General features: G+C 73.6%; 20 protein-coding genes and 1 pseudogene. 13 read left to right on the top strand and 8 right to left on the bottom strand.

The annotated features are described in order from the left end of the window. From KRR39_RS05920 to KRR39_RS25550, 5 genes and pseudogenes are all read left to right on the top strand, one after another. Complete coding sequence (locus KRR39_RS05920; protein WP_254185544.1) at positions 1–1,509, top strand: sensor histidine kinase; 1,509 nt, start codon at positions 1–3, stop codon at positions 1,507–1,509. A 52-nt stretch (positions 1,510–1,561) separates the two neighbouring features. Continuing rightward, positions 1,562–2,287: pseudogene (locus tag KRR39_RS25940) on the top strand (glycosyltransferase family 39 protein); the annotation flags it as partial. 415 nt (positions 2,288–2,702) lie between these two features. After that, the gene (locus KRR39_RS24415) at positions 2,703–3,578 is read left to right on the top strand and encodes a mannosyltransferase YkcB-related protein (protein ID WP_254185542.1); all 876 of its coding nucleotides are present in this window, start codon (positions 2,703–2,705) and stop codon (positions 3,576–3,578) included. After that, positions 3,575–4,795, top strand: coding sequence for a bifunctional glycosyltransferase family 2/GtrA family protein (locus tag KRR39_RS24410; RefSeq protein ID WP_254185541.1), 1,221 nt, complete (start codon positions 3,575–3,577; stop codon positions 4,793–4,795). Before KRR39_RS24415 ends, KRR39_RS24410 begins: the two co-directional genes overlap by 4 nt. Positions 4,796–5,011: 216 nt before the next feature. After that, on the top strand, positions 5,012–6,391 hold the full coding sequence (locus KRR39_RS25550) for an HNH endonuclease signature motif containing protein (protein WP_216941164.1): 1,380 nt from the start codon (positions 5,012–5,014) through the stop codon (positions 6,389–6,391). Between the two features lie 90 nt (positions 6,392–6,481). Here KRR39_RS25550 and KRR39_RS05905 read toward each other — a convergent pair whose 3' ends face one another. Beyond that, the gene (locus KRR39_RS05905; RefSeq protein ID WP_254185540.1) at positions 6,482–7,183 is read right to left on the bottom strand and encodes an NUDIX hydrolase; all 702 of its coding nucleotides are present in this window, start codon (positions 7,181–7,183) and stop codon (positions 6,482–6,484) included. 107 nt (positions 7,184–7,290) lie between these two features. Between KRR39_RS05905 and KRR39_RS05900 the strand changes: the two genes are divergently transcribed. After that, positions 7,291–7,434, top strand: coding sequence for a GPGG-motif small membrane protein (locus KRR39_RS05900; protein ID WP_216941163.1), 144 nt, complete (start codon positions 7,291–7,293; stop codon positions 7,432–7,434). Between the two features lie 69 nt (positions 7,435–7,503). On the opposite strand, the gene KRR39_RS05895 is transcribed toward KRR39_RS05900, so the two are convergent. The 3 genes from KRR39_RS05895 to KRR39_RS05885 form a co-directional block, all read right to left on the bottom strand. Further along, positions 7,504–8,346, bottom strand: a complete 843-nt coding sequence (locus tag KRR39_RS05895) for a hypothetical protein (protein WP_216941162.1) — start codon at positions 8,344–8,346, stop codon at positions 7,504–7,506. Then, complete coding sequence (locus tag KRR39_RS05890; RefSeq protein WP_216941161.1) at positions 8,343–8,852, bottom strand: SigE family RNA polymerase sigma factor; 510 nt, start codon at positions 8,850–8,852, stop codon at positions 8,343–8,345. Before KRR39_RS05890 ends, KRR39_RS05895 begins: the two co-directional genes overlap by 4 nt. 65 nt (positions 8,853–8,917) lie before the next feature. Beyond that, the gene (locus KRR39_RS05885; RefSeq protein ID WP_216941160.1) at positions 8,918–9,532 is read right to left on the bottom strand and encodes a TetR/AcrR family transcriptional regulator; all 615 of its coding nucleotides are present in this window, start codon (positions 9,530–9,532) and stop codon (positions 8,918–8,920) included. A gap of 72 nt (positions 9,533–9,604) precedes the next feature. Between KRR39_RS05885 and KRR39_RS05880 the strand changes: the two genes are divergently transcribed. Together KRR39_RS05880 and KRR39_RS05875 are read left to right on the top strand one after the other, a co-directional pair. Further along, a complete protein-coding gene (locus tag KRR39_RS05880) occupies positions 9,605–11,146 on the top strand; it encodes a flavin-containing monooxygenase (RefSeq protein ID WP_216941159.1) in 1,542 nt (513 codons plus the stop codon). Continuing rightward, positions 11,143–11,967, top strand: coding sequence for an SDR family NAD(P)-dependent oxidoreductase (locus KRR39_RS05875; RefSeq protein ID WP_216941158.1), 825 nt, complete (start codon positions 11,143–11,145; stop codon positions 11,965–11,967). The genes KRR39_RS05880 and KRR39_RS05875 overlap by 4 nt, the downstream gene beginning before the upstream one ends. Here the strand turns inward: KRR39_RS05875 and KRR39_RS05870 are convergent. After that, positions 11,936–12,952, bottom strand: a complete 1,017-nt coding sequence (locus tag KRR39_RS05870; protein ID WP_216941157.1) for a hypothetical protein — start codon at positions 12,950–12,952, stop codon at positions 11,936–11,938. The genes KRR39_RS05875 and KRR39_RS05870 overlap by 32 nt on opposite strands. 62 nt (positions 12,953–13,014) lie before the next feature. On the opposite strand from KRR39_RS05870, the gene KRR39_RS05865 reads away from it, so the two are divergent. From KRR39_RS05865 to KRR39_RS05855, 3 genes are read left to right on the top strand one after another with little or no spacing between them, the layout of a single operon-like run. Continuing rightward, positions 13,015–13,401 (top strand): hypothetical protein, encoded by a 387-nt coding sequence (locus tag KRR39_RS05865; protein WP_216941156.1) that lies wholly within the window; start codon positions 13,015–13,017, stop codon positions 13,399–13,401. Beyond that, on the top strand, positions 13,398–13,949 hold the full coding sequence (locus KRR39_RS05860; protein ID WP_216941155.1) for a DUF402 domain-containing protein: 552 nt from the start codon (positions 13,398–13,400) through the stop codon (positions 13,947–13,949). The genes KRR39_RS05865 and KRR39_RS05860 overlap by 4 nt, the downstream gene beginning before the upstream one ends. Further along, positions 13,946–14,221 (top strand): acylphosphatase, encoded by a 276-nt coding sequence (locus KRR39_RS05855; protein WP_216941154.1) that lies wholly within the window; start codon positions 13,946–13,948, stop codon positions 14,219–14,221. The genes KRR39_RS05860 and KRR39_RS05855 overlap by 4 nt, the downstream gene beginning before the upstream one ends. On the opposite strand, the gene KRR39_RS05850 is transcribed toward KRR39_RS05855, so the two are convergent. Next, positions 14,218–15,597: a threonine/serine exporter family protein gene (locus KRR39_RS05850; RefSeq protein WP_216941153.1), complete on the bottom strand. Its 1,380-nt coding sequence runs from the start codon at positions 15,595–15,597 to the stop codon at positions 14,218–14,220. The two genes, KRR39_RS05855 and KRR39_RS05850, sit on opposite strands and share 4 nt — an antisense overlap. 225 nt (positions 15,598–15,822) lie before the next feature. On the opposite strand from KRR39_RS05850, the gene KRR39_RS05845 reads away from it, so the two are divergent. Further along, a complete protein-coding gene (locus KRR39_RS05845; protein WP_216941152.1) occupies positions 15,823–17,253 on the top strand; it encodes an MFS transporter in 1,431 nt (476 codons plus the stop codon). Positions 17,254–17,281: 28 nt separating this feature from the next. On the opposite strand, the gene KRR39_RS05840 is transcribed toward KRR39_RS05845, so the two are convergent. Beyond that, positions 17,282–18,319: a DNA polymerase IV gene (locus tag KRR39_RS05840; protein WP_216941151.1), complete on the bottom strand. Its 1,038-nt coding sequence runs from the start codon at positions 18,317–18,319 to the stop codon at positions 17,282–17,284. A gap of 34 nt (positions 18,320–18,353) precedes the next feature. Between KRR39_RS05840 and KRR39_RS05835 the strand changes: the two genes are divergently transcribed. Further along, on the top strand, positions 18,354–19,028 hold the full coding sequence (locus KRR39_RS05835) for an SDR family NAD(P)-dependent oxidoreductase (RefSeq protein WP_216941150.1): 675 nt from the start codon (positions 18,354–18,356) through the stop codon (positions 19,026–19,028). 7 nt (positions 19,029–19,035) lie between these two features. On the opposite strand, the gene KRR39_RS05830 is transcribed toward KRR39_RS05835, so the two are convergent. Further along, the gene (locus tag KRR39_RS05830; RefSeq protein ID WP_216941149.1) at positions 19,036–19,644 is read right to left on the bottom strand and encodes a dihydrofolate reductase family protein; all 609 of its coding nucleotides are present in this window, start codon (positions 19,642–19,644) and stop codon (positions 19,036–19,038) included. Positions 19,645–19,655 lie beyond the last annotated feature (11 nt).

Here is a 19,655-nt window from a genome sequence, read left to right as displayed (position 1 = left end):
ATGAAGGCGTCCCGCGTCCTCCCCACCTCGCTGACCGCACGGCTGGTGGTGACAGCCGTGGCGCTGGTGGCCGTCGTCAGCGTCCTCACCGCCGCCCTGACGTTCCTGGCCATGCGCACCTACCTGACCGGCCAGCTCGACACCCGCGTCCAGCAGTCCACGGGCCGCGCGGTGAACGAGTGGGAGCACCGGCTGCTCGGGGGCGGGCTCCCTCCCCCGCGCTCGGACGCCGACGGGGACGGCGGTGACGGGGACGGTCCCGAGACCCGGTTCGGCGCCGGGCAGGAGACCGGCACGCTGTCGGCCGTCTACGGAAGCATCGGCAGCGGCGGCGGCGTGCTGTCCAAGGACCTCGTCGGCCGCAACCTCTCGGCGTCCGCGATGAGCAGGCTGCGGGACGTGCCGGTCGACGGGCAGGTGCACGCGGTCACCCTTCCGCACTTCGGCTCCTACCGGGTGCAGGCGGTCAAGTCCCGCGCCGGGACGGTGGTCGCCGGGCTGCCGACCCACGAGATCGAGGCCACCGTCGCCAGCCTGGTCGGCTACGAGTCGCTGCTGCTCCTCGTCGGCGTGAGCATCGCCGCCGGCGTCGGGACGGTCCTCGTGCGCCGCCAGCTGCGCCCGCTCCGGTCGGTGGCCGAGACCGCGCACACCGTGAGCACGCTGCCGCTGTCCAGCGGCGAGATCGGTACGACGGTCCGGGTGCCCGACGCGCTCACCGACGAGCGCACCGAGGTCGGCCGGGTGGGCGCGGCGCTGAACACCATGCTCGCGCACGTCGAGCACGCCCTCGACGAGCGGCACCGCAGCGAGCAGCAGGTGCGGCAGTTCGTCGCGGACGCCTCGCACGAGCTGCGCACCCCGCTGACCACCATCCACGGCTACGCCGAGCTGAGCCGGCGCACCAGCCCGCCGGACCCCGAGCAGCTCACCCGCGCGATGGGCAAGGTCGAGGCCGAGGCGACCCGGATGTCCAGCCTGGTCGAGGACCTGCTGCTGCTCGCCCGCCTCGACGCCGGTCGCCCCCTCGCCCGCGACACGGTCGACCTCACCCGGCTGGCCCTCGAGGCCGTCGGCGACGCCCGCGTCGTCGGGCGGGACCACCGGTGGAGGCTCGACCTGCCCGACGAGCCGGTGGTCGCCCCCGGCGACGAGCAGCGGCTGCACCAGGTGCTCACCAACCTCCTCAACAACGCCCGCCGGCACACGCCCCCGGGGACCTCGGTCACCGTCGGCGTCGCCGAGGACCCCGACGCGCACGAGGTCGTGCTCTCCGTCGAGGACGACGGCCCGGGCCTGCCGCCCCAGCTGGACGGCACGGCGTTCGAGCGCTTCACCCGCGGCGACTCGGCCCGCACCCGCGAGTCCGGCGGCGCGGGGCTGGGCCTGTCGCTGGTGCAGGCGATCTCGCACGCGCACGGCGGCCGGGTGTCGGTCGACTCGGCCCCCGGGCACACCCGGTTCGAGGTGCGGCTGCCCGCCGCGAGCGGCGCGCTCGCTCACAGGTGACGGACAGAGACACCACACGGTCACACAAGGCCGGGCCGACACAGTCGGGTCCATGAGCCCCCAGACCTCCACTCTCACGCCACCGAAGACCGACCGGCCGGCAGGCCGGGACACCGTCCGTCCCCCGCGCTCGCGCGGCCGCGGCGAGGACCCGGCCTGGGCACGGCCGGCGCTTCTCGCCCTGCTGGCCGTCACCGCGCTGCTGTACCTGTGGGGCCTCGGCGCCTCCGGCTGGTCGAACTCCTTCTACTCCGCGGCCGCCCAGGCCGGCTCGGAGTCGTGGAAGGCGTTCTTCTTCGGCGCCTCCGACGCCGCCGGCTCGATCACCGTCGACAAGCCCCCGATGGCGCTGTGGATCATGGCCCTCTCGGTGAAGGTCTTCGGGCTCTCCTCGTGGAGCATCCTGGTGCCGGAGGCGCTGATGGGCGTGGCCTCCGTGGCCCTGCTGCACGCCACCGTGCGTCGTACCACGAGGTCGGCGGCGGCCGGCCTGATCGCCGGCGCGGTGCTCGCCCTGACGCCGGTCGCGGTGCTGATGTTCAAGTTCAACAACCCCGACGCGCTCCTGGTGCTGCTGCTGATCGGTGCCGTCGCCTCGACGGTCCGGGCCCTGGAGTCCTCCCGGCTGCGCGCCGAGGGCATCGCCGCCCACCCGGTCCGCTGGCTCGCGCTCGGCGGCGCGCTGGTCGGCTTCGCGTTCCTCACCAAGATGCTGCAGGCGTTCCTGGTGCTGCCGGCCCTGGCGCTGGTCTACCTGCTCTGCGCGCACACCCCGGTCGGCAAGCGGGTGGGGCACCTGCTGGTGGCCCTCGGCACGATGATCCTGGCCGCCGGCTGGTGGATCGCGATCGTCGAGCTGTGGCCGGCGTCCTCGCGGCCCTACATCGGCGGCTCGCAGGACAACTCGATCCTCGAGCTCACGCTCGGCTACAACGGTCTCGGCCGGATCACCGGCAACGAGGTCGGCTCGGTCGGCGGCGGTGGCGGCACCGGCATGTGGGGCCAGACCGGCGTCCTGCGGATGTTCAGCTCCGAGATCGGCGGCCAGGTCGCCTGGCTGCTGCCCGCCTCCCTGATCCTGCTGGGTGCCGGACTGTGGTTCACCCGCCGCGCCCCGCGCACCGACCTGGTCCGCGCCGGGCTGGTCGTCTGGGGAACCTGGCTGCTCGTCACCGGCCTCTGCTTCAGCTTCCATGGCCGGCATCTTCCACGCCTACTACACCGTGGCGCTGGCCCCGGCGATCGGTGCGCTCGTCGGCATCGGCGCCACCCAGCTCTGGCAGCGCCGCGACGACTACGCCGCCGCCGTCGTCCTCTCCGTCACCACCGCCTTCACCACCGCGTTCGCCTTCGTCCTGCTCGACCGCACCAGCGACTACCTGCCGTGGCTCAAGTGGGTCGTCGGCGTCATCGGCGTGGTGGCCGCGCTGCTCCTGGTCGGCGTCCGGCACCTCCCGCGCAGCCTCGCCCTCGGGGTGGCCGGCGCGGCCCTCGTCGCCGGCCTGGCCGCCCCCACGGCATACGCCGTCACCACCGCCGGCAGCGCGCACACCGGCTCGATCCCGACCGCCGGCCCGAGCAGCGGCGCGATGGGCGGCATGGGTGGCACGGGTGGCGGCCCCGGCGGGATGCGCGGCACCCCGCCCGGCGCGCCCACCCAGGGCACCACGCAGGGCGGCGCCTCCACCGGCGGCCTGCTCGAGGGCAGCCAGTCCTCGGCGGCGATCACCACGCTGCTGCAGACCGACGCCGACTCCTACACCTGGGCGGCGGCCGCGATCGGCTCCAACTCCGCGGCCGGCTACCAGCTGGCCAGCGAGCAGTCGGTGATGCCGGTCGGCGGCTTCAACGGCAGCGACCCGAGCCCGACGCTCGCCCAGTTCAAGGCGTACGTCGCGGCCGGCGACATCCACTACTTCATCGGCAGTGGCGGCGACGGCGGCGGGCGCGGCGGGATGAACGCCACCGGCAGCACCAGCACGGAGATCTCGACCTGGGTGGCCGCCCACTTCACCGCCACCACCGTCGACGGCGTCACGCTCTACGACCTCTCCGGCGGCGTCAAGTGACGGCGGCGGCGGACCCGAGGCCCGACGGCCTGCCCGCCACCGACCTCGACGCACCGGCGCTCGACGTGGTGATCCCCGTGCACAACGAGGAGGTGGCGCTGGCCGGCTCCGTCGCCCGGGTGCACGAGCACCTCTCGACGCTGCCGTACTCCTTCCGGATCACCATCGCCGACAACGCCAGCACCGACGGCACCGCGCTCGTCGCGCACCGGCTCTCCCACGAGTACGACGAGGTGCGCGCGGTCTACCTCGCGGAGAAGGGCAGGGGCCGTGCGCTCAAGCAGGTGTGGTCGGCGTCCGGCTCGCAGGTGCTCGTCTACATGGACGTCGACCTCTCCACGGACCTCAACGCGTTCCTGCCCCTGGTCGCGCCGCTGCTCTCGGGCCACTCCGACCTGGCGATCGGCAGCCGGCTGAGCCGGGGCGCCCGGACGTTGCGCGGTCCGAAGCGCGAGATCATCTCGCGCGGCTACAACCTGCTGCTGCGGGGCACGCTGCGGGCCGGCTTCTCCGACGCGCAGTGCGGCTTCAAGGCGATCCGGTCCGACGTCGCTCGGGAGCTGCTGCCGCTCGTCGAGGACACCAGCTGGTTCTTCGACACCGAGCTGCTGGTGCTGGCCGAGCGGGCCGAGCTGCGGATCCACGAGGTGCCGGTCGACTGGACCGACGACCCCGACAGCCGGGTCGACCTCTGGCGCACCGCCCGCGACGACGTCCGCGGCATCCTCCGGCTCGGCACCGCGCTGCTGCGCGGCTCGATGCCGCTGGCCGAGGTGACCGAGCGGCTGAACCGCAAGACCGCCGCGGGGGCCGACGGAGCCATCGGCACGCAGGTCGCGCTGTTCGCGGTGATCGGGGTGTTCTCCACCGTCGCGTACGCCGTGCTCTACCTGGCGTTCCGCGCGCTGTTCGCGCCGTTCTGGGCGAACGCCGTGGCCCTCGTCGTGACCGCGGTCGCCAACACCGCGGCGAACCGGCGGTTCACCTTCGGCGTGCGCGGCCGGGCGGGCGCCGTACGCCACCAGCTGCAGGGCCTGGCGATCTTCGCCGTCGGCCTCGCGGTGACCACCGGCTCGCTGTGGCTGCTGCACGCGACCACGCCGACGCCGGGCCGGTTCACCGAGATGGCCGTGCTGACGCTCGCCAACCTGTTCGTGACGGTGATGCGCTTCGTCGCCCTGCGCCTGTGGGTCTTCGTCCGCCCCACGGTCGCGTAGGACGACCGGCACCGGCCCGGGCCTCGGTCAACGCCGACCGGGCCTCCGTCGACGCCGACCCGGGCCTCTCGTCAGTGCGACCCGGGCCTCTCGTCAGTGCGACCCGGGCCTCTTGCTTGGAGCCCTTGGCATCGGGACGAAGGAAGGGCGTTTGCCCTTTGTGGACAACGGGATTGTGCCCCGAACACTGTCGGTGGCCGCCCTTAGATTGGGGTCGTGACCAGCACCGTCCACGACGACCTCGAGCTGCGTGACCTCACGCCCGTCGAGGTCCTCGCCGCGGTCGCCGAGAGCCGACGGGCCGCGGACCGGGAGGAGGCCCGGCTGCTCGCACTCGCCGTGCACTGGGTCGACCTGCACCCGGTCACCGGGGCCACGACCGGCCCTATCCAGGTGCCGGCCGCCGGCCTGGACGCTCACCCCGGCGACGAGTCGGTCCTGGGCGGGGACGGCACCCCCGGCATCGCCGAGCACGCCCTCGACGCACTGGCCGCCACCCTGTCCCTGTCCCACTCCACGACCCGCCGGCTGGTGGGCGAGGCCGTCGAGCTGTGCTTCCGGCTGCCGCGCCTGTGGGCGCTGGTGCACGACGGGCGGCTGCAGGCCTGGAAGGCCCGCCAGGTCGCCGCCCGCACCACCAGGCTGTCGCGGGCAGCGGCGGACTTCGTGGACCGGCACCTCGCGGTGATCGCCACCCGGAACCGGACCCTGACCCCGGGCCGGCTCAACGAGCTGGTCCACGAAGCCATGCTGCGCTGCGACCCCGACCAGGCCGCCGGCATCGAGCAGGCCGCCCTGGACGCCCGCGGGGTCTGGTTCGACCACCGCGCCTCGACCGCCACCACCGACCTCACCGCCCGGCTGGACACCCTCGACGCCCTGGACCTGCAAACCACCGTCGGTGACCTGGCCGGCATCCTGGCCCGGCTCGGCGACACCCGCCCCCTCGACCAGCGCCAGGCCACCGCCCTGGCACTGCTCGCCCACCCGCAACGCAGCCTCGACCTCGCCCACCGCGCCCACCTCCAAGGGGCCGGCCCCACAGGCGCCGTTCCGGCCTCGACCACCCCACCAGGGAGTGGGGCGTCCCCGGACGGTGGCCCGAACGGGTCACGGGCGACCCTGTTCCTGCACCTCACCGTCGCCGACCTGGAGCCGTCCGCCGCCGGGCAGGGTGGTGGCGGGCGGGTGGAGAAGCTCGGTCCGGCCACCCTGACCCTGCTGCGCGACTGGCTCTCCCGGACCTCCGGGGTGACCGTCCGACCGGTCCTGGACCTCGCCCGCAGCGACGCGGTCGACGCCCACGACCCTCCGGGCCGGATGCGCGAGTGCGTGGTCGAGCGCGACCGGCACTGCGTGTTCCCCGGCTGCCCGATCGACGCCCGGTCCTGCGACCTCGACCACCTGGTCCCCTACGTCCCACCCGACGACGGCGGACCACCGGGCCAGACCACCCCCGCCAACCTGGCCTGCCTGTGCCGCCGGCACCACCGGCTCAAGACCTTCACCGCCTGGACCTACCAGCGGCTGCCCGACGGCGACTACGCCTGGACCGACCCGCACGCCCGCACGTACCGGGTCACCCCCGGATCCTGACAACCCTCCACAGGCACGCCCGCCCCTCACACGGGACGGGCGTGCGGTCGCGCCCGGAGCGGTCTCGACGGACTCGACCAACCGGTGGGGCTAGGCAAGGGAGCGGCGGGTGAGGGGCGGGTAGAGCGACTCCTCGGTGCCCACGGTGAACAGCTCGGCGGGACGGCCGCGCCCGGCGGACTGGCGGCGGCCGGTCGGCGACACGAACCCGTCGGTCTTGGTGACCTTCCGGTGGAAGTTGCCGGCGTCCAGCGGGTGCCCCCACACCACCTCGTAGACCGCACGCAGCTGCGCGATGGTGAACTCCGGCTCGAGGAACGCGGTGGCGATGTTGGTGTACTCCAGCTTCGCGCGCGCCCGCTCCACGCCGTCGCGGAGGATCGTGCGGTGGTCGAAGGCCAGCCGCCCGCGCCCCAGCAGCCACTCCGTCGGGCGCCAGGTGGCCCGGGCCCGGTGGGTGCCGCCCTCGGGCACGGCGGGGCGGGGCAGGACGGCCAGCCAGGCCACGCTGACGGTACGGCGGCGGGGGTCGCGTCCCGGGGCGCCGTACGTCGCGAGCTGCTCGAGCCGCACGGACGCCGGGCTCACTGAGGTCTCCTCGACCAGCTCGCGGCGCGCCGCGTCCACGAGGTCCTCGCCGTCGGCCACGATCCCGCCGGGCAGCGCCCACCGCCCCTTGTACGGCGCCTCTCCGCGTCGCACCACGAGGGCGCACAGCTCACCGGCGCGGACCGTCAGCACCACGACGTCGACGGTCACGTGCTGGACCGGTTGCTCGCTCGGGGACGCCACGACGCCAGCATATTGTGTCGGGTTGACAACTCGGACCGGGCTGCTAGCCCACCGTCGCGTTTGAGCGAAGCCCGGAGCGGGCACCACTTCCTCGAAGGGAGGAAGACATGTACCTCATTGCACTCATCATCGCGATCGTCCTGGTCGTCGCCGGCATCGTGCAGATCGTCCGCGGCGGCCTGCTGATCGGCATCGTGCTGATCGTCCTGGGCCTGATCATCGGCCCCGGCGGCTACAGCATCCTCAGATAGCTCTACGCAGCACAGCTCCACGGATCCACCCGATCCGGACCACTTCACGCGGACGACCGGCTGGACCTGTCACTCGGGCAGGTCGAGCCGGTCGTCTTGCACGAGCCGGTAGGCGTCGCGCGGCCCGACCCCGATGCCCGCCACCGGTGTCGTGGAGTTGTTGCCGAACAGCGGGTTCACCAGCACCAGCACGCGCACCCCGTCGGGCCGGCGGTGCAGGACCACGAACTCCCCCGCGTCCCCCTCACCGACCCGCATCGTGGTCCCGCCGACGTCCACGGTCCGCGGGCAGCCGAAGCCGCCGAGGCTGACGCACTGGTCCTGGTCGCTGCCGCCCTCGTTGCTCACCTCGACCTCGACCAGCCCCAGTCCCGGGCTCCCGGGCCGTGACCAGCCGAGCTTGACGCCCAGGCCGACGCCCTGGTCGTCGTACCCCGCCGTCAGGCCGGCCGACGCGTAGTCCAGGTGCGTGCCGGACGGGTCGAGGACCGACCGGGTGGTCGCGAACAGCTCCGAGCGCCAGGCCTTGAACGGGATGTCCTCGGGCGAGGACCAGTCCTGTTCCAGCGTCGCGCGGAGCCGGGCCGTGCGCGCGTCGCCGGACGCCGTCGCGGTGGCGGTGGCGGGCGACGCCGACGGCTCGATCGTGACATCGGGCTCGTGGTAGGTCGCGGTGGCGGTCGGTCCCGGCCCCACCGGCACTGGGCCCGCCTGTCCCGAGCCGCCCGCCCCCAGCGCCAGGCCGCCGCCGAGCACCACCCCGGCCACCAGCAGGGCCGCGCCCCCTACCGCGACCCGGCGCTGCCGCAGCCGCACCCGACCCCGGGCCACGTCGGCGCGTACGTCGACCTCCGGACCCGCCTCGGCGCGGGCGGCACGCTCGAGCTGCTCGCGCCAGAAGGACTCGTTCACCGTCCGCTCCTCTCCTCGTAGTGCGGCGACAGCGCCGACCCGAGGCGCCGCAGGGCGTGCGAGGTCTGGCTCTTCACGGTGCCGGTGCTGCACCCCAGGTCGTCCGCCGTCTCCTGGACCGACAGCCCCCAGTAGTGCCGGAGCACCACCGCCGCACGTTGCCGGGGCGGCAGGCCGGCGAGCGCCGCCAGCACCAGGTCCCGGTCCTCCGGGGAGCCCTCCACCGCCGCCGGCACGTCGTGCTCCTCGACGCCGGGCCACTCGCGCCGCCAGGCCCGGCGGGTCTCGTCGATGTGCGCGTTGACCATCACCCGGCGGGTGTACGCGTCGACGTTGCCGTCGCGCGAGATCCGCGGCCAGGCGACGTACACCTTCATCAGGGTGGTCTGCACGAGGTCCTCGGCACGGTGCGCGTCACCGCACAGGAGGTACGCCGTGCGGCGGAGCTGGGCCCGCCGGCCGGCGACGTACTCGCTGAACTCCGCGTCCCGGACCGACCCGCGCATCCGCCACCCCCTCGCCCGATCCTGTCACCACGTCCTACGGGGCGCAGGCCGATTCGGTTGCACGCTCAGGGCGTGCCGGACAGCACGCCGGGCAGCGCTGCGGCGAGCATCGTGAGCAGGTCCTCACGGGAGACGCCGCGGTGGTCGCGGACCCAGGCGATCACGACGTCCTCGGCCATCGCGCTCCAGCCCCGCACCATCAGCCGGACCTCCGGGCTGTCCTCGAGGGCGAGCGCCGAGAGCACGCCGTCGGCGCCGGCGGTGTCGAAGATCCGGTCGGTCAGCGCGGCGCGGGCCTCGTCGTAGATCTGCATCAGGTCCGGGTTGCCGCTGGCCGCGCCGCGCACCAGCGAGACGTATCCCGCGTAGTTGGCGCCGACGTAGTCGACGTACGCGTCCAGCGAGGTCGCCAGCCGCTCCAGCGGCTCGCCCTCCCGGACCGGCGCGGTGACCCGGATCAGGTCGTCGGCCGCCTTGCGCACGACGGCCCGGTGGAAGTCCTGCTTGTTGCCGAAGTAGTGGTAGAGCAGGCCGCGCGAGATCCCGGCCTCCTCGGCCAGCATCTCGATCGACAGCTCGTCCAGGGACCGCGTGGAGAGCAGCCGCACGCCGAGCGCCAGCAGCTGCTCGCGGCGGGTGCCGGGGTCCATCCGGACGCGGCCGGGCGGGGCGGAGATCATGTGACCCACCCTACTGAACTTCGTTCAGCAGCGCTATTGACGCTCGTTCAATACCGTCGGTATGTTCGGCGCATGCCCCCGACCCCTGCCACGCCCGGACCCCCGGCTGCTCACCCGACCGGGCTGCCCGCGCACGTGCACACGCTCGTCATCGGGGCCGGTTTCGCCGGCCTGTGCACGGCGATCAAGCTCGACGAGGCCGGCGAGCGCGACTTCCTGGTCGCCGAGCGCGGCGACGACGTCGGCGGCACGTGGCGCGACAACACCTACCCCGGCGCAGCCTGCGACGTGCCCTCGCAGCTCTACTCGTTCTCCTTCGCGCCCAACCCGCACTGGTCCCGCTCGTTCTCCCCCCAGCCCGAGATCCAGGCCTACATCCAGCGCGTCGCCGAGACCTCCGGGGTGCTGGACCGCTTCCGCTTCGGGTGCGCGCTCGAGGACGCCGCCTGGGACGTGGACGCCCAGCGCTGGCAGGTGCGTACGACGACCGGCAGCCTGACCGCGGACGTGCTGGTCAGCGCCGCGGGTGCCCTGTCGGACGCCCGGCTGCCGGACATCGACGGCATCGACTCGTTCGCGGGCGAGGTGTTCCACTCCTCGCAGTGGCGCCACGACCAGGACCTCACCGGCAAGCGGGTGGCGGTCATCGGCACCGGGGCCTCGGCGATCCAGATCGTGCCGGAGATCGCCGAGCGGGTCGCCCACCTCGACGTCTACCAGCGGACCGCTCCGCACGTGATCCCGCGCCGCGACCGGGCCTACACCGCCCTGGAGAAGGCCGGCTTCGCGCACGTGCCGGGCCTCCAGAAGGCCTACCGCACGGCGATCTACTGGGCCCGGGAGAGCTTCGTGCCGGCCTTCGTCTGGGACTCCCGGATCGCCGCGCCGGCCCGCAGGGCCGCCCGGCTGAACATCGAGCGGGGCATCGCCGACCCGGAGCTGCGCGCGAAGGTGACCCCGCACTTCGAGCTCGGCTGCAAGCGGGTGCTGATCTCCAACGACTGGTACCCCGCCCTGGCGCGCGAGGACGTCGACCTGGTCACGGACCGGATCGAGAGGGTCACCCCGCGCGGCATCGTCACCGCGGACGGCACCGAGCGCGAGGTCGACGTGCTGGTCGTCGCGACCGGGTTCCTGGCCACCGACCTGCCGATCGCCCGGCACATCCGCGGCCGCGACGGGGTCACCCTGGCCGAGCACTTCCGCGAGCACGGCATGCAGGCCTACAAGGGCGCGACCGTGCACGGCTTCCCGAACCTGTTCTTCGTCGTCGGCCCGAACACCGGTCTCGGCCACTCCAGCATGGTGCTCATGATCGAGTCGCAGGTCGCCTACGCCGTCGACGCGCTGCGCGCGATGCGCAGCCGGGGCATCGGCGCCGTGGAGCCCACCGCGCAGGCCCAGCGGGCCTGGAACGACGACCTGCAGCGCCGGATGCGGCGCACGGTGTGGAGCTCCGGGGGATGCTCGAGCTGGTACCTCGACGCCCACGGCCGCAACGTCACGCTCTGGCCGCGGACGACGTACACGTTCCGGCGGCTGACCGCCCGCTTCGACCCCGCGGCCTACGTCGCGGTCCCCGCACCCAGCACCGACAGGAAGGTCCCCGCATGAAGACCCTCGACGGCAAGGTGGTCGTGATCACCGGCGCCGGCTCCGGCATCGGCCGCGCCCTCGCGGTCCGGGCCGCCCAGCAGGGCGCCGTCCTGGCGATCTCCGACTGGGACGAGGTCGGCCTGGTGGAGACCGCGCAGCAGGTGCAGACCAGCACCCACCACCCGGTGCGCACCGACAAGGTCGACGTGCGGGACCGGGCCGCGGTGGCGGCGTACGCCGCTTCGGTGCGCGCGGAGCTCGGCCGGGTCAACGTCCTGGTCAACAACGCGGGCGTCGCGCTGCACGGCGACTTCGAGGAGACCACCTACGAGGACTTCGAGTGGGTCATGGACGTCGACTTCTGGGGCGTCGTGCAGGGCACCAAGGAGTTCCTGCCGCACCTGATCGAGTCCGGCGACGGCCACGTCGTCAACGTGTCCAGCCTCTTCGGGCTGCTCGGGATGCCGGGCCAGACGGCGTACAACTCGGCGAAGTTCGCGGCGCGCGGCTTCACCGAGGCGCTCCGCCAGGAGATGATCCTGGCCAAGCACCCGGTCCAGGTGACCTGCGTGCACCCCGGCGGGATCAAGACCGCGATCGCCCGCAACTCCCGGGTCACCGGCTCCCACGACCAGACGCACGTCGCCCGGCACTTCGACACCAAGATGGCCCGGACCACCCCCGAGCGGGCCGCCGAGATCATCCTCGACGGGGTGCTGGCCGACAAGCCGCGGGTGGTCGTCGGCGCGGACGCCAAGCTGCTCGACCTGTTCGTGCGCGTCGTCGGTGCGCGCTACCAGCGGGTGTTCACGCTGGCCGCGCGGCGCCTCGCCCCGTAGACGACCGGAACACCGCGGCCGCGGCCGCCGCCCCGAACGCGTTGGGGTGCCGGTCCGCCGGTCCGCGACCGGTGTCCCACCAGCCGAGCGGCACGCCGAGCTGGTACCACTCCTGGACCACCACCGAGGCGCCGTCGAACACGCTGCCCCGCCCGTCCCCGCGGGCCGGCCGCCACTTCGCCGCGAGCACCGCGGCGATCTCCTCGGTCATCCGGCCCGGCGTGAACGAGCCCCGGCGCAGCAGCGTCGCCGCCATCACGCCGAGCGCGTCCCGGTCGAACTCCTGGGTCCAGCGCGGGGCGGGCTCCACGACCGCCGACCACAGCCGACCCGCGTCGGCCAGGCCCGCCCGCCCCAGGGCCGTCACCGCGAGCCGGGAGCCGTCGCGCGCCAGCAGCCCCTGGGCAGCGAGGTGCTGGTGCAGGAACCGCAGCGGCGGGATGTCCCACTCCCCCGCGGGCCGCATCCACGGGAACTCCTCGGTCCACCGGAACCGGTCGTCGAGCGCGCGCACCGTGCCGCCCGGCAGATGACCGTCGGGGGTCAGGGTGATCCCGTCGCCCACCGCCTCCAGCAGGCCCCGCACGCTGGCCAGGGACAGCCCGACCTTGGCCGGCGGTCCCGGGCGCGGTCCGAGCCGGGACAGCGCCGGGGTCCAGAACGCCGCCGGTACGTCGGGGAACGACCGGGTCCAGCGCCACACCGAGAGGATCTCGTGCGTCACCGGGGCCCGGCACAGGGCCGCCTGGTCGGCCAGCCCGGCTGCCTCGAACAGCTCGCCGAGCGCCCAGGCGACCTCGTGCTGCTCGTGGTGCGCGACCGGCCAGGTCGACGGCAGCTCGCGCCACAGGAACCTCCGCAGCACCGCGACGTCGGGGTCCCGGCCGGCACCGGGGGCCTGCTGGTGCAGCCACGCCAGTGCCGGGCGCACCCGGGCGACGGTGACGTCGTCCAGGTCCGTCAGGGCACGCTCGACCAGGGGCACCCCGTCATTCTCGCCCCGGGCAGCCGCTATCGTGGAGCCAGACCCAGGGGAGGGTCCAGATGATGCCCAGGCACTCGCTCGACCGGAGCCCGTCGTACGGCGGGCCCCTGCCGCCTGCGCAGCGGGAGGGCTCCTGCGACCTCTACTCCCCCGGTCACCAGATCCACTACCGGCACCAGGGCGACGCGGTGCGCTCGCCGTCGCGGCTGGTCGCGAACGCGATCCTCGAGGGCACCCGGCTGACGCTCGTCATGGACGACGACACCGAGATGGTCTGGCGGCACCACGACCCGGTGCGGCTGGGCCGCATCCTCGAGCTCGTGCCCAGCAAGCGGGTCGCCTACCCCCGGTTCCACGCGCTCCGCGTCGGCCCCTACTGGTTCAACTGCGCGCCCGAGACCGAGCCCTGGCGGGACTGCCGGCTCTCCGCGCCCGCCGGGCCGGCGTGAGCGGGCAGGTCCCCGGAAGCCCGGTCCGCGTCGTCGCCCGGAAGTGGCCCGACCGCCCGCACTGGGAGCACGACGCGGTCCGCCTCGGCGAGGACGACCTCGGCCTGTGGGTGGGCGCGCCGGTCGGCACCGCGATGAGCCGGCCCGGAGCGGCGTTCCGCACCGACCAGCCGCAGGTGACGCTGGTGCCGCACGAGGGTGCCTACCTCGCCACGTTCTACGAGCGCGGCGGCACCGCGCACTGCGACGTGTACGTCGACATCACCACCGTCCCGGTCCGCACCCCCGACGCGGTCACGGCCGTGGACCTCGACCTCGACGTCGTGCGCGGCTGGACCGGCCGGGTCTGGGTCGACGACGAGGACGAGTTCGCCGCGCACCGCGTGCGCTACGCCTACCCCTCCGACCTGGTCCGGCTGGCCGTGACGTCCTGCGACGAGGTGCACGCCGCGGTCACCTCCGCGCGGCCGCCGTACGACGGAGTGCTGCCGCGGGCCTGGTTCGCGGTGCTCGACGAGGTCCGGCCGGTCGCCCTGGAGGGCTCGTGAGCCGGGCCGTCGCCCGGGAGGCGGTCGTGCACGGCCGGGTGCAGGGCGTGTTCTTCCGTGCCTCGTGCCAGGACGAGGCCCGCGTGCTGGGCGTGCGGGGCTGGGTGTGGAACGCGGCCGACGGGACCGTGCACGCGCACCTCGAGGGCCCGGCCGAGGACGTCGACGCCCTGGTGGCCTGGCTGCACGTGGGCCCGCGGCACGCGGTGGTCGAGCGGGTCGACGTCCGCGACGTGCCGCCGCAGGGACCGGCCGGCTTCGAGGTCCGCTAGCGCGGGTCCGTCCTCGCGGCCGTGCGGCGCCGGACGGAGCGCGCCCGCATCGGGCCGACCAGCCGGGGGCCGGACAGCCGGCCCTCGAGGCGCCGCGCCTCGCGCTTGAGCGGCTGGGCGACGTACTCGCCGAAGATCACCCCAGCCGCCAGCGCGATCGCGATCGCCGCCGCGTTGATCATCGACAGCAGGCCGTTGCCGCCCTCGGAGAGCAGGTAGAGGCCGCGGTAGATCGACAGGCCGGGCAGCAGCGGGACGATCGAGGACACCACGATCACCAGCGGCGGCACCCGGACCCGCGCCGCCACCGCGTAGCTCACCAGGCCGACCGTCACCGACGCCATCGCCGAGGACCACGCGACCCCGAGCCCGCGGTCGAAGGTGGTGTAGAACACCACCTCGGCGACACCGGCGATCAGCGCGATCGGGGCCAGGCTGCGCAGCGGCGCGTAGGCCGCGAACGCGAACGCGGCGGCGGTGATCGCGGCTCCCAGCGTCATCACCGGCAGGTCGCTGAACGACGTGATCCCGGGGTCGAGGCGGCCGAGGTTCACCCCGAGCATCCGGCCCACCGTGAGCCCACCGCTGACGCCCGCGATGACGCCCGCGGTCGCCAGGATCGCCTCCAGGATCCGGGCGCCCGCGGTGAGCGGGAAGCCGGTCAGGGCGTCCTGGATGGCGCCCATGAAGTTGATGCCTGCGAGCAGCAGGATGATCCCCGCGGTGACCACCCGGGACGGGTCGACGTCCACGCCGACGGCCACCGTGGTGACCGCGATCAGCGTGGCCAGCAGGCCGCCGGCGACCTGCTGGTAGAAGCCCGGGAGCCGCCGGCGCGACATCTGCCGCTGGAGCAGGTCGACCCCGACCGCGGCGACGAACGCGATCAGCGTGACCACCCAGTCACCGCCGACCAGCAGACCGACGCCCGCGCCCATCACGCCGAGCGAGAGCGTGACCGCCCAGCGGGGCAGCCGGTGACCGGAGGAGACGATCCGGGCGAGCCGGCTGCGGGCCTCGTCGCGGTCGATCTCCCCGCGGACCAGGTCGCGGACGAGGTGGTCGACCAGGGTGAGGTCCTCGTAGTCGATCTCGCGGTGCCGCACCTGCCGGATCTGGATCATCGACGGCTCGTCGAAGCTGGTCTGGTGGCTCATCGCCAGCTCGGTGAAGGTGACGTCGGCGGTCGCCCCGCGGAGCCCGCAGCCGTGCGCGACGTTCAGCATCGTGGCGCCGACGTCGGCGGCCCCGGCGCCCGAGGACAGCAGCACCTCCCCGATGCGCAGGCCGAGGTCCAGCGTCTTGTAGACGTCCCGGCTCTGGTCCCGTGCCGGGTCCCTGCCTGTGTCCCTGACCGTGTCTCTGCTGTCCGCCATCGCGGGACCAGTGTGACGGCCGGGCCGGGGTCATCGCCAACCGGCGGGCCGCCGCGCGGCGTGGTCTTCCTCACCCCTGTCCCGGGCGGGATTCCGGACCGCGGAGGCTCGGTCCGAGATGCCGCCTGACGACCGCCGTACGGCGTTCGCGGTTGTTTGACTGGCCAAGGTCCGGGGCAGCGTGTCCGACGGGGGAAAACCGTCAGCCACCGAAAGGCCTTACCCGTGCACGTGCTCAGCCCGCAGGAACCACCCCGCGAGTGGACCGTCGACGAGGTGACGGTCACCGAGCCGAGCGTCATCAGGCGCGCGATCAGCGCGGCCGCCATCGGCAATGTCACCGAGTGGTACGACTTCGGCGTCTACGCCTACTTCGAGCCCACGATCAAGGAGGTCTTCTTCGCCGACCTCCCCGACACCATGGGCACGATCGCGACGTTCGCGCTGTTCGCCGTCGCGTTCCTGGTCCGGCCGTTCGGCGGGCTGTTCTTCGGGCCGCTGGCCGACCGCATCGGCCGCAACAAGGTCCTGGCGACCACGATGATCCTGATGGCGCTGGGCACCTTCGCCATCGGCTGCATCCCGAGCCAGAGCTCGATCGGCATCCTCGCGCCGATCCTGCTGCTCGTCGCGCGCCTCGTGCAGGGCTTCTCGACCGGCGGTGAGTACGGCAACGCGATGACGTTCATCGCGGAGTACGCCCCGGACCGCAAGCGCGGCTTCCTCGGCAGCTGGCTCGAGTTCGGCACGTTCACCGGCTACATCATGGGCGCGATCATCGTCACCGTCGCCGGTGCCGCGCTCACCGACGACCAGCTGCTCTCGTGGGGCTGGCGCATCCCGTTCTTCGTCGCCCTGCCCCTGGGCATGGTGGGCGTCTACCTGCGCACCCGGCTCGCGGACACCCCGGCGTTCCTCGCCCTGGAGAAGGAGTCCGAGGAGCGCGAGAAGGAGCAGCGCCGCGAGAACGGCGGCGAGCTGCGGAAGATCGCCCACCTGTGGCCGATCATGCTCGTGTGCATCGGCCTGGTGCTGGCCTGGAACGTCACCAACTACATGCTGACCTCCTACATGCCGACCTACGTCACCACGACGCTGCCGGACGTGCAGGGCGGCTCCAGCGTCTCGGAGACCACGTCGCAGGTCCTGCAGATCGTGGTGATGGTGGTGGCGCTGGTCACGATCCCGCTGCTCGGCCGGCTCACCGACCGGATCGGCCGCAAGCCGATCGTGTGGTTCGGCTCGATCGGGCTGATCGTCCTCTCGCTGCCCGCCGTGCTGCTGATCCGCGCGCAGACCGGCGTGACGATCTTCCTCGGCCTGCTGATCATGGGCATCCTGCTGATCTGCTTCAGCGCGACGATGCCCTCCACCCTGCCGTCGCTGTTCCCGACGCGGGTCCGGGGCGGTGCGCTGTCGATCGCGTTCAACATCTCGGTCTCCCTCTTCGGAGGTACGACGTCGGTGATCGTCGGCTCGCTCGTGAGCGCGACCGGCGACCTGAACTGGCCGGCGTACTACCTGATCGCGACCGGGGTCGTCGGTGCGGTGTCGATCTACTTCACCCGCGAGTCCAACGGCCGGCACCTGTGGGGATCGGCCCCCGCGGCCGACTCCGAGCAGGGCGCCCAGGAGCTGGTGGACACCCCGGCCTAGGTCTTCCGCCGACGTTCCGCGAGGGCGGTCACGTCGGGGGCGGCTCCATCTCCGCGCGCACGCCGACCAGCCGGACCGCCCGCTCGTGGTCGAACCGGCCGAGCAGCTCGAGGGCCGCCGCGGCGATCACGCCCTCCTCCGAGGTCGGTGCGGCCAGCGTCAACGAGCGGGTCCGGGTCTCGAACGGCGCGTAGCGCAGCTTCATCCCGACCCGCACGGCTGCGCGTCCCTCCGCGGCGATGTCCCGGGTGACCTGCCCGGCGAGCACGCGTACGGCGTCGGCGACGGCGGCCCAGTCGGACTGGTTCTCCTGGAACGTCGTCTCCCGGCCGTGCCCGCGGGCGACGTACGGCGTCGCGTCCACCGGCGAGGAGTCGACGCCCCGCCCGAGCCGGCGGTACCACGGCCCCATCGTCGGCCCGAGCCGGTCGGCCAGCAGCACGGTGTCCGTGCCGGCCAGGTCGGCCACCGTGGCGATGCCCAGCTCGGCGAGCTTCTTGGCGGTCTTGCGGCCGATGCCCCACAGCGCCTCCGTCGGGCGCTGTCCCATCTGCTCGAACCAGGTCTCGCCGGTGATCGTGAAGACGCCGCGCGGCTTGCCGAAGTCGGTGGCGATCTTGGCCTGCAGCTTGTTGTCCCCGATACCGATCGAGCAGTGCAGGCCGGTGCGCTCCAGGACGGCGGCGCGGACCTCCTGGGCGAACCCGACCGGGTCCTCGGTGGTCACCGCGAGGAACGCCTCGTCCCAGCCGAGCACCTCCACCGGCACGTCGAAGGACCGCAGGGTGTCCATCACCTGCACGGAGGCCGCGTCGTAGGCCGCGTGGTCGACGGCGAGGAACACCGCGTCGGGACACTTGCGGGCCGCCGTGCGCAGCGGCATGCCCGAGCCGACGCCGAACGCCCGTGCCTCGTAGGACGCGGTGGACACCACCCCGCGCTCGGTCGGGTCGCCGCGCCCGCCGACGACCACCGGGAGGCCGGCCAGCTCGGGGCGGCGCAGCACCTCGACGGCAGCGATGAACTGGTCGAGGTCGACGTGCAGCACCCACGCGCGCAGGGTCATGGACCCCATCATGTCCTGCGTCTAGGGTCCGGGGATGAGCAATCCCGTGCTGCTGGTGGTGGGTGCCGGGCCCGGGGTCGGGGCGTCGGTCGCGCGGCGGTTCGGCCGGGAGGGGTACGACGTCGCGCTGGTCTCCCGGTCCGCCGACCGCCTGACCGCCCTGGGCGAGGCCCTGCAGGCCGAGGGCGTGACGACCGGCTGGAGCGCGCTGGACGTCACCGACGAGGACGCGCTGCGGGCGGCGGTGGAGCGGTTCGGCGCGCACGCCGGGCACCTCGACGTGCTGCACTTCAACCCCAGCGCGTTCACCCACAAGGACCCGCTGTCCCTGTCGCCCGACGAGCTGCTCGCCGACGTCCGGCTCGGGGTCGCCCCGCTGCTCACCCTGGTGCAGGCGGCCCGGCCGTTCCTGCGCAGCGGCGGCCGGGTGGTCGCCACCGGGAGCATGGCCGCCGACCGTCCCTGGCACGAGGCGGCCAGCCTCGGCGTGCAGAAGGCCGGGCTGCGCAACCTGATGCGCAGCGTCGACGCCACGCTGCGCGACGAGGGTGTCCGGGCGGTGACGCTGACGGTCAACGGCACCCTGGAGCGGGGCACCGTCTTCGACCCGGACCGGGTGGCGGACGCGACGTACGCCGCCGTCACGCAGGACGCCGGCGACTGGCGGGTCGAGGTGCCCTACCCGGCCCGGGCGGACCGCGAGGGCTGAGGCCGCGTCAGCGCCCGACCCGGTAGCGCACGTGCGTGGCGAGCGGCGAGCCGGTCACCTCGAGCGGCACGAGACCGGGGTCCGCGACGCCTTCGAGCAGCCGCTCCCCCGCGCCGAGCAGCACCGGCGCGATGTCCAGGGTGATCTCGTCAACGACGCCCGCGGCCAGGGCCTGGCGCACCGTCGACGCGCCACCGGCGATCGCGACGTCGAGGTCACCGGCGGCCTCCCTGGCCCGGGCGTGCGCGGCCTCGAAGCCCTCGGTGACGAAGTGGAAGGTCGTGCCGCCGGCCATCTCGACGGACTCCCGCGGGTGGTGGGTGAGCACGAAGACCGGTGCGTGGTACGGCGGCTCGTCGCCCCACCAGCCGCGCCAGTCCCCGTCCCAGGAGCCGCGGACCGGGCCGAACATGTTGCGCCCCATCACGTAGGCGCCGCGCTGCTTCAGCAGGTCGTCCCGGGCGGCGATGTCGGCGGCGTGCCCCTTCTCGTCCGCGTCGAAGTGCCACTCGTGCAGGGCCAGGCCGCCCACGCCCAGGGGATGGTCCAGGCTCTGGTCGGGTCCGGCGAGGAAGCCGTCGAGCGAGATCGTCACGTGGCAGGTGGTCAGCGTCATGCAGGGTCAGA

Origin of the sequence: Nocardioides panacis, assembly GCF_019039255.1 — a bacterium.
Lineage (GTDB): Bacteria > Actinomycetota > Actinomycetes > Propionibacteriales > Nocardioidaceae > Nocardioides_B > Nocardioides_B panacis.
Note: the sequence above shows the minus strand (reverse complement) of the source record. Positions and strands in the feature narration are given on the sequence as shown.

What these genes read in the sequence shown, in the direction of transcription:
- KRR39_RS05920 (WP_254185544.1), top strand. Translation starts at nt 1, where the DNA reads ATGAAGGCGTCCCGCGTCCTCCCCACCTCGCTGACCGCACGGCTGGTG.
- KRR39_RS05830 (WP_216941149.1), bottom strand. Translation starts at nt 19,644, where the DNA reads ATGACGCTGACCACCTGCCACGTGACGATCTCGCTCGACGGCTTCCTC.
- KRR39_RS05890 (WP_216941161.1), bottom strand. Translation starts at nt 8,852, where the DNA reads ATGCGCGGGTCGGTCCGGGACGCGGAGTTCAGCGAGTACGTCGCCGGC.
- KRR39_RS05840 (WP_216941151.1), bottom strand. Translation starts at nt 18,319, where the DNA reads ATGACCCTGCGCGCGTGGGTGCTGCACGTCGACCTCGACCAGTTCATC.
- KRR39_RS05875 (WP_216941158.1), top strand. Translation starts at nt 11,143, where the DNA reads ATGAAGACCCTCGACGGCAAGGTGGTCGTGATCACCGGCGCCGGCTCC.
- KRR39_RS05835 (WP_216941150.1), top strand. Translation starts at nt 18,354, where the DNA reads ATGAGCAATCCCGTGCTGCTGGTGGTGGGTGCCGGGCCCGGGGTCGGG.
- KRR39_RS05900 (WP_216941163.1), top strand. Translation starts at nt 7,291, where the DNA reads ATGTACCTCATTGCACTCATCATCGCGATCGTCCTGGTCGTCGCCGGC.
- KRR39_RS05885 (WP_216941160.1), bottom strand. Translation starts at nt 9,532, where the DNA reads ATGATCTCCGCCCCGCCCGGCCGCGTCCGGATGGACCCCGGCACCCGC.
- KRR39_RS05880 (WP_216941159.1), top strand. Translation starts at nt 9,605, where the DNA reads ATGCCCCCGACCCCTGCCACGCCCGGACCCCCGGCTGCTCACCCGACC.
- KRR39_RS05865 (WP_216941156.1), top strand. Translation starts at nt 13,015, where the DNA reads ATGCCCAGGCACTCGCTCGACCGGAGCCCGTCGTACGGCGGGCCCCTG.
- KRR39_RS05850 (WP_216941153.1), bottom strand. Translation starts at nt 15,597, where the DNA reads ATGGCGGACAGCAGAGACACGGTCAGGGACACAGGCAGGGACCCGGCA.
- KRR39_RS24415 (WP_254185542.1), top strand. Translation starts at nt 2,703, where the DNA reads ATGGCCGGCATCTTCCACGCCTACTACACCGTGGCGCTGGCCCCGGCG.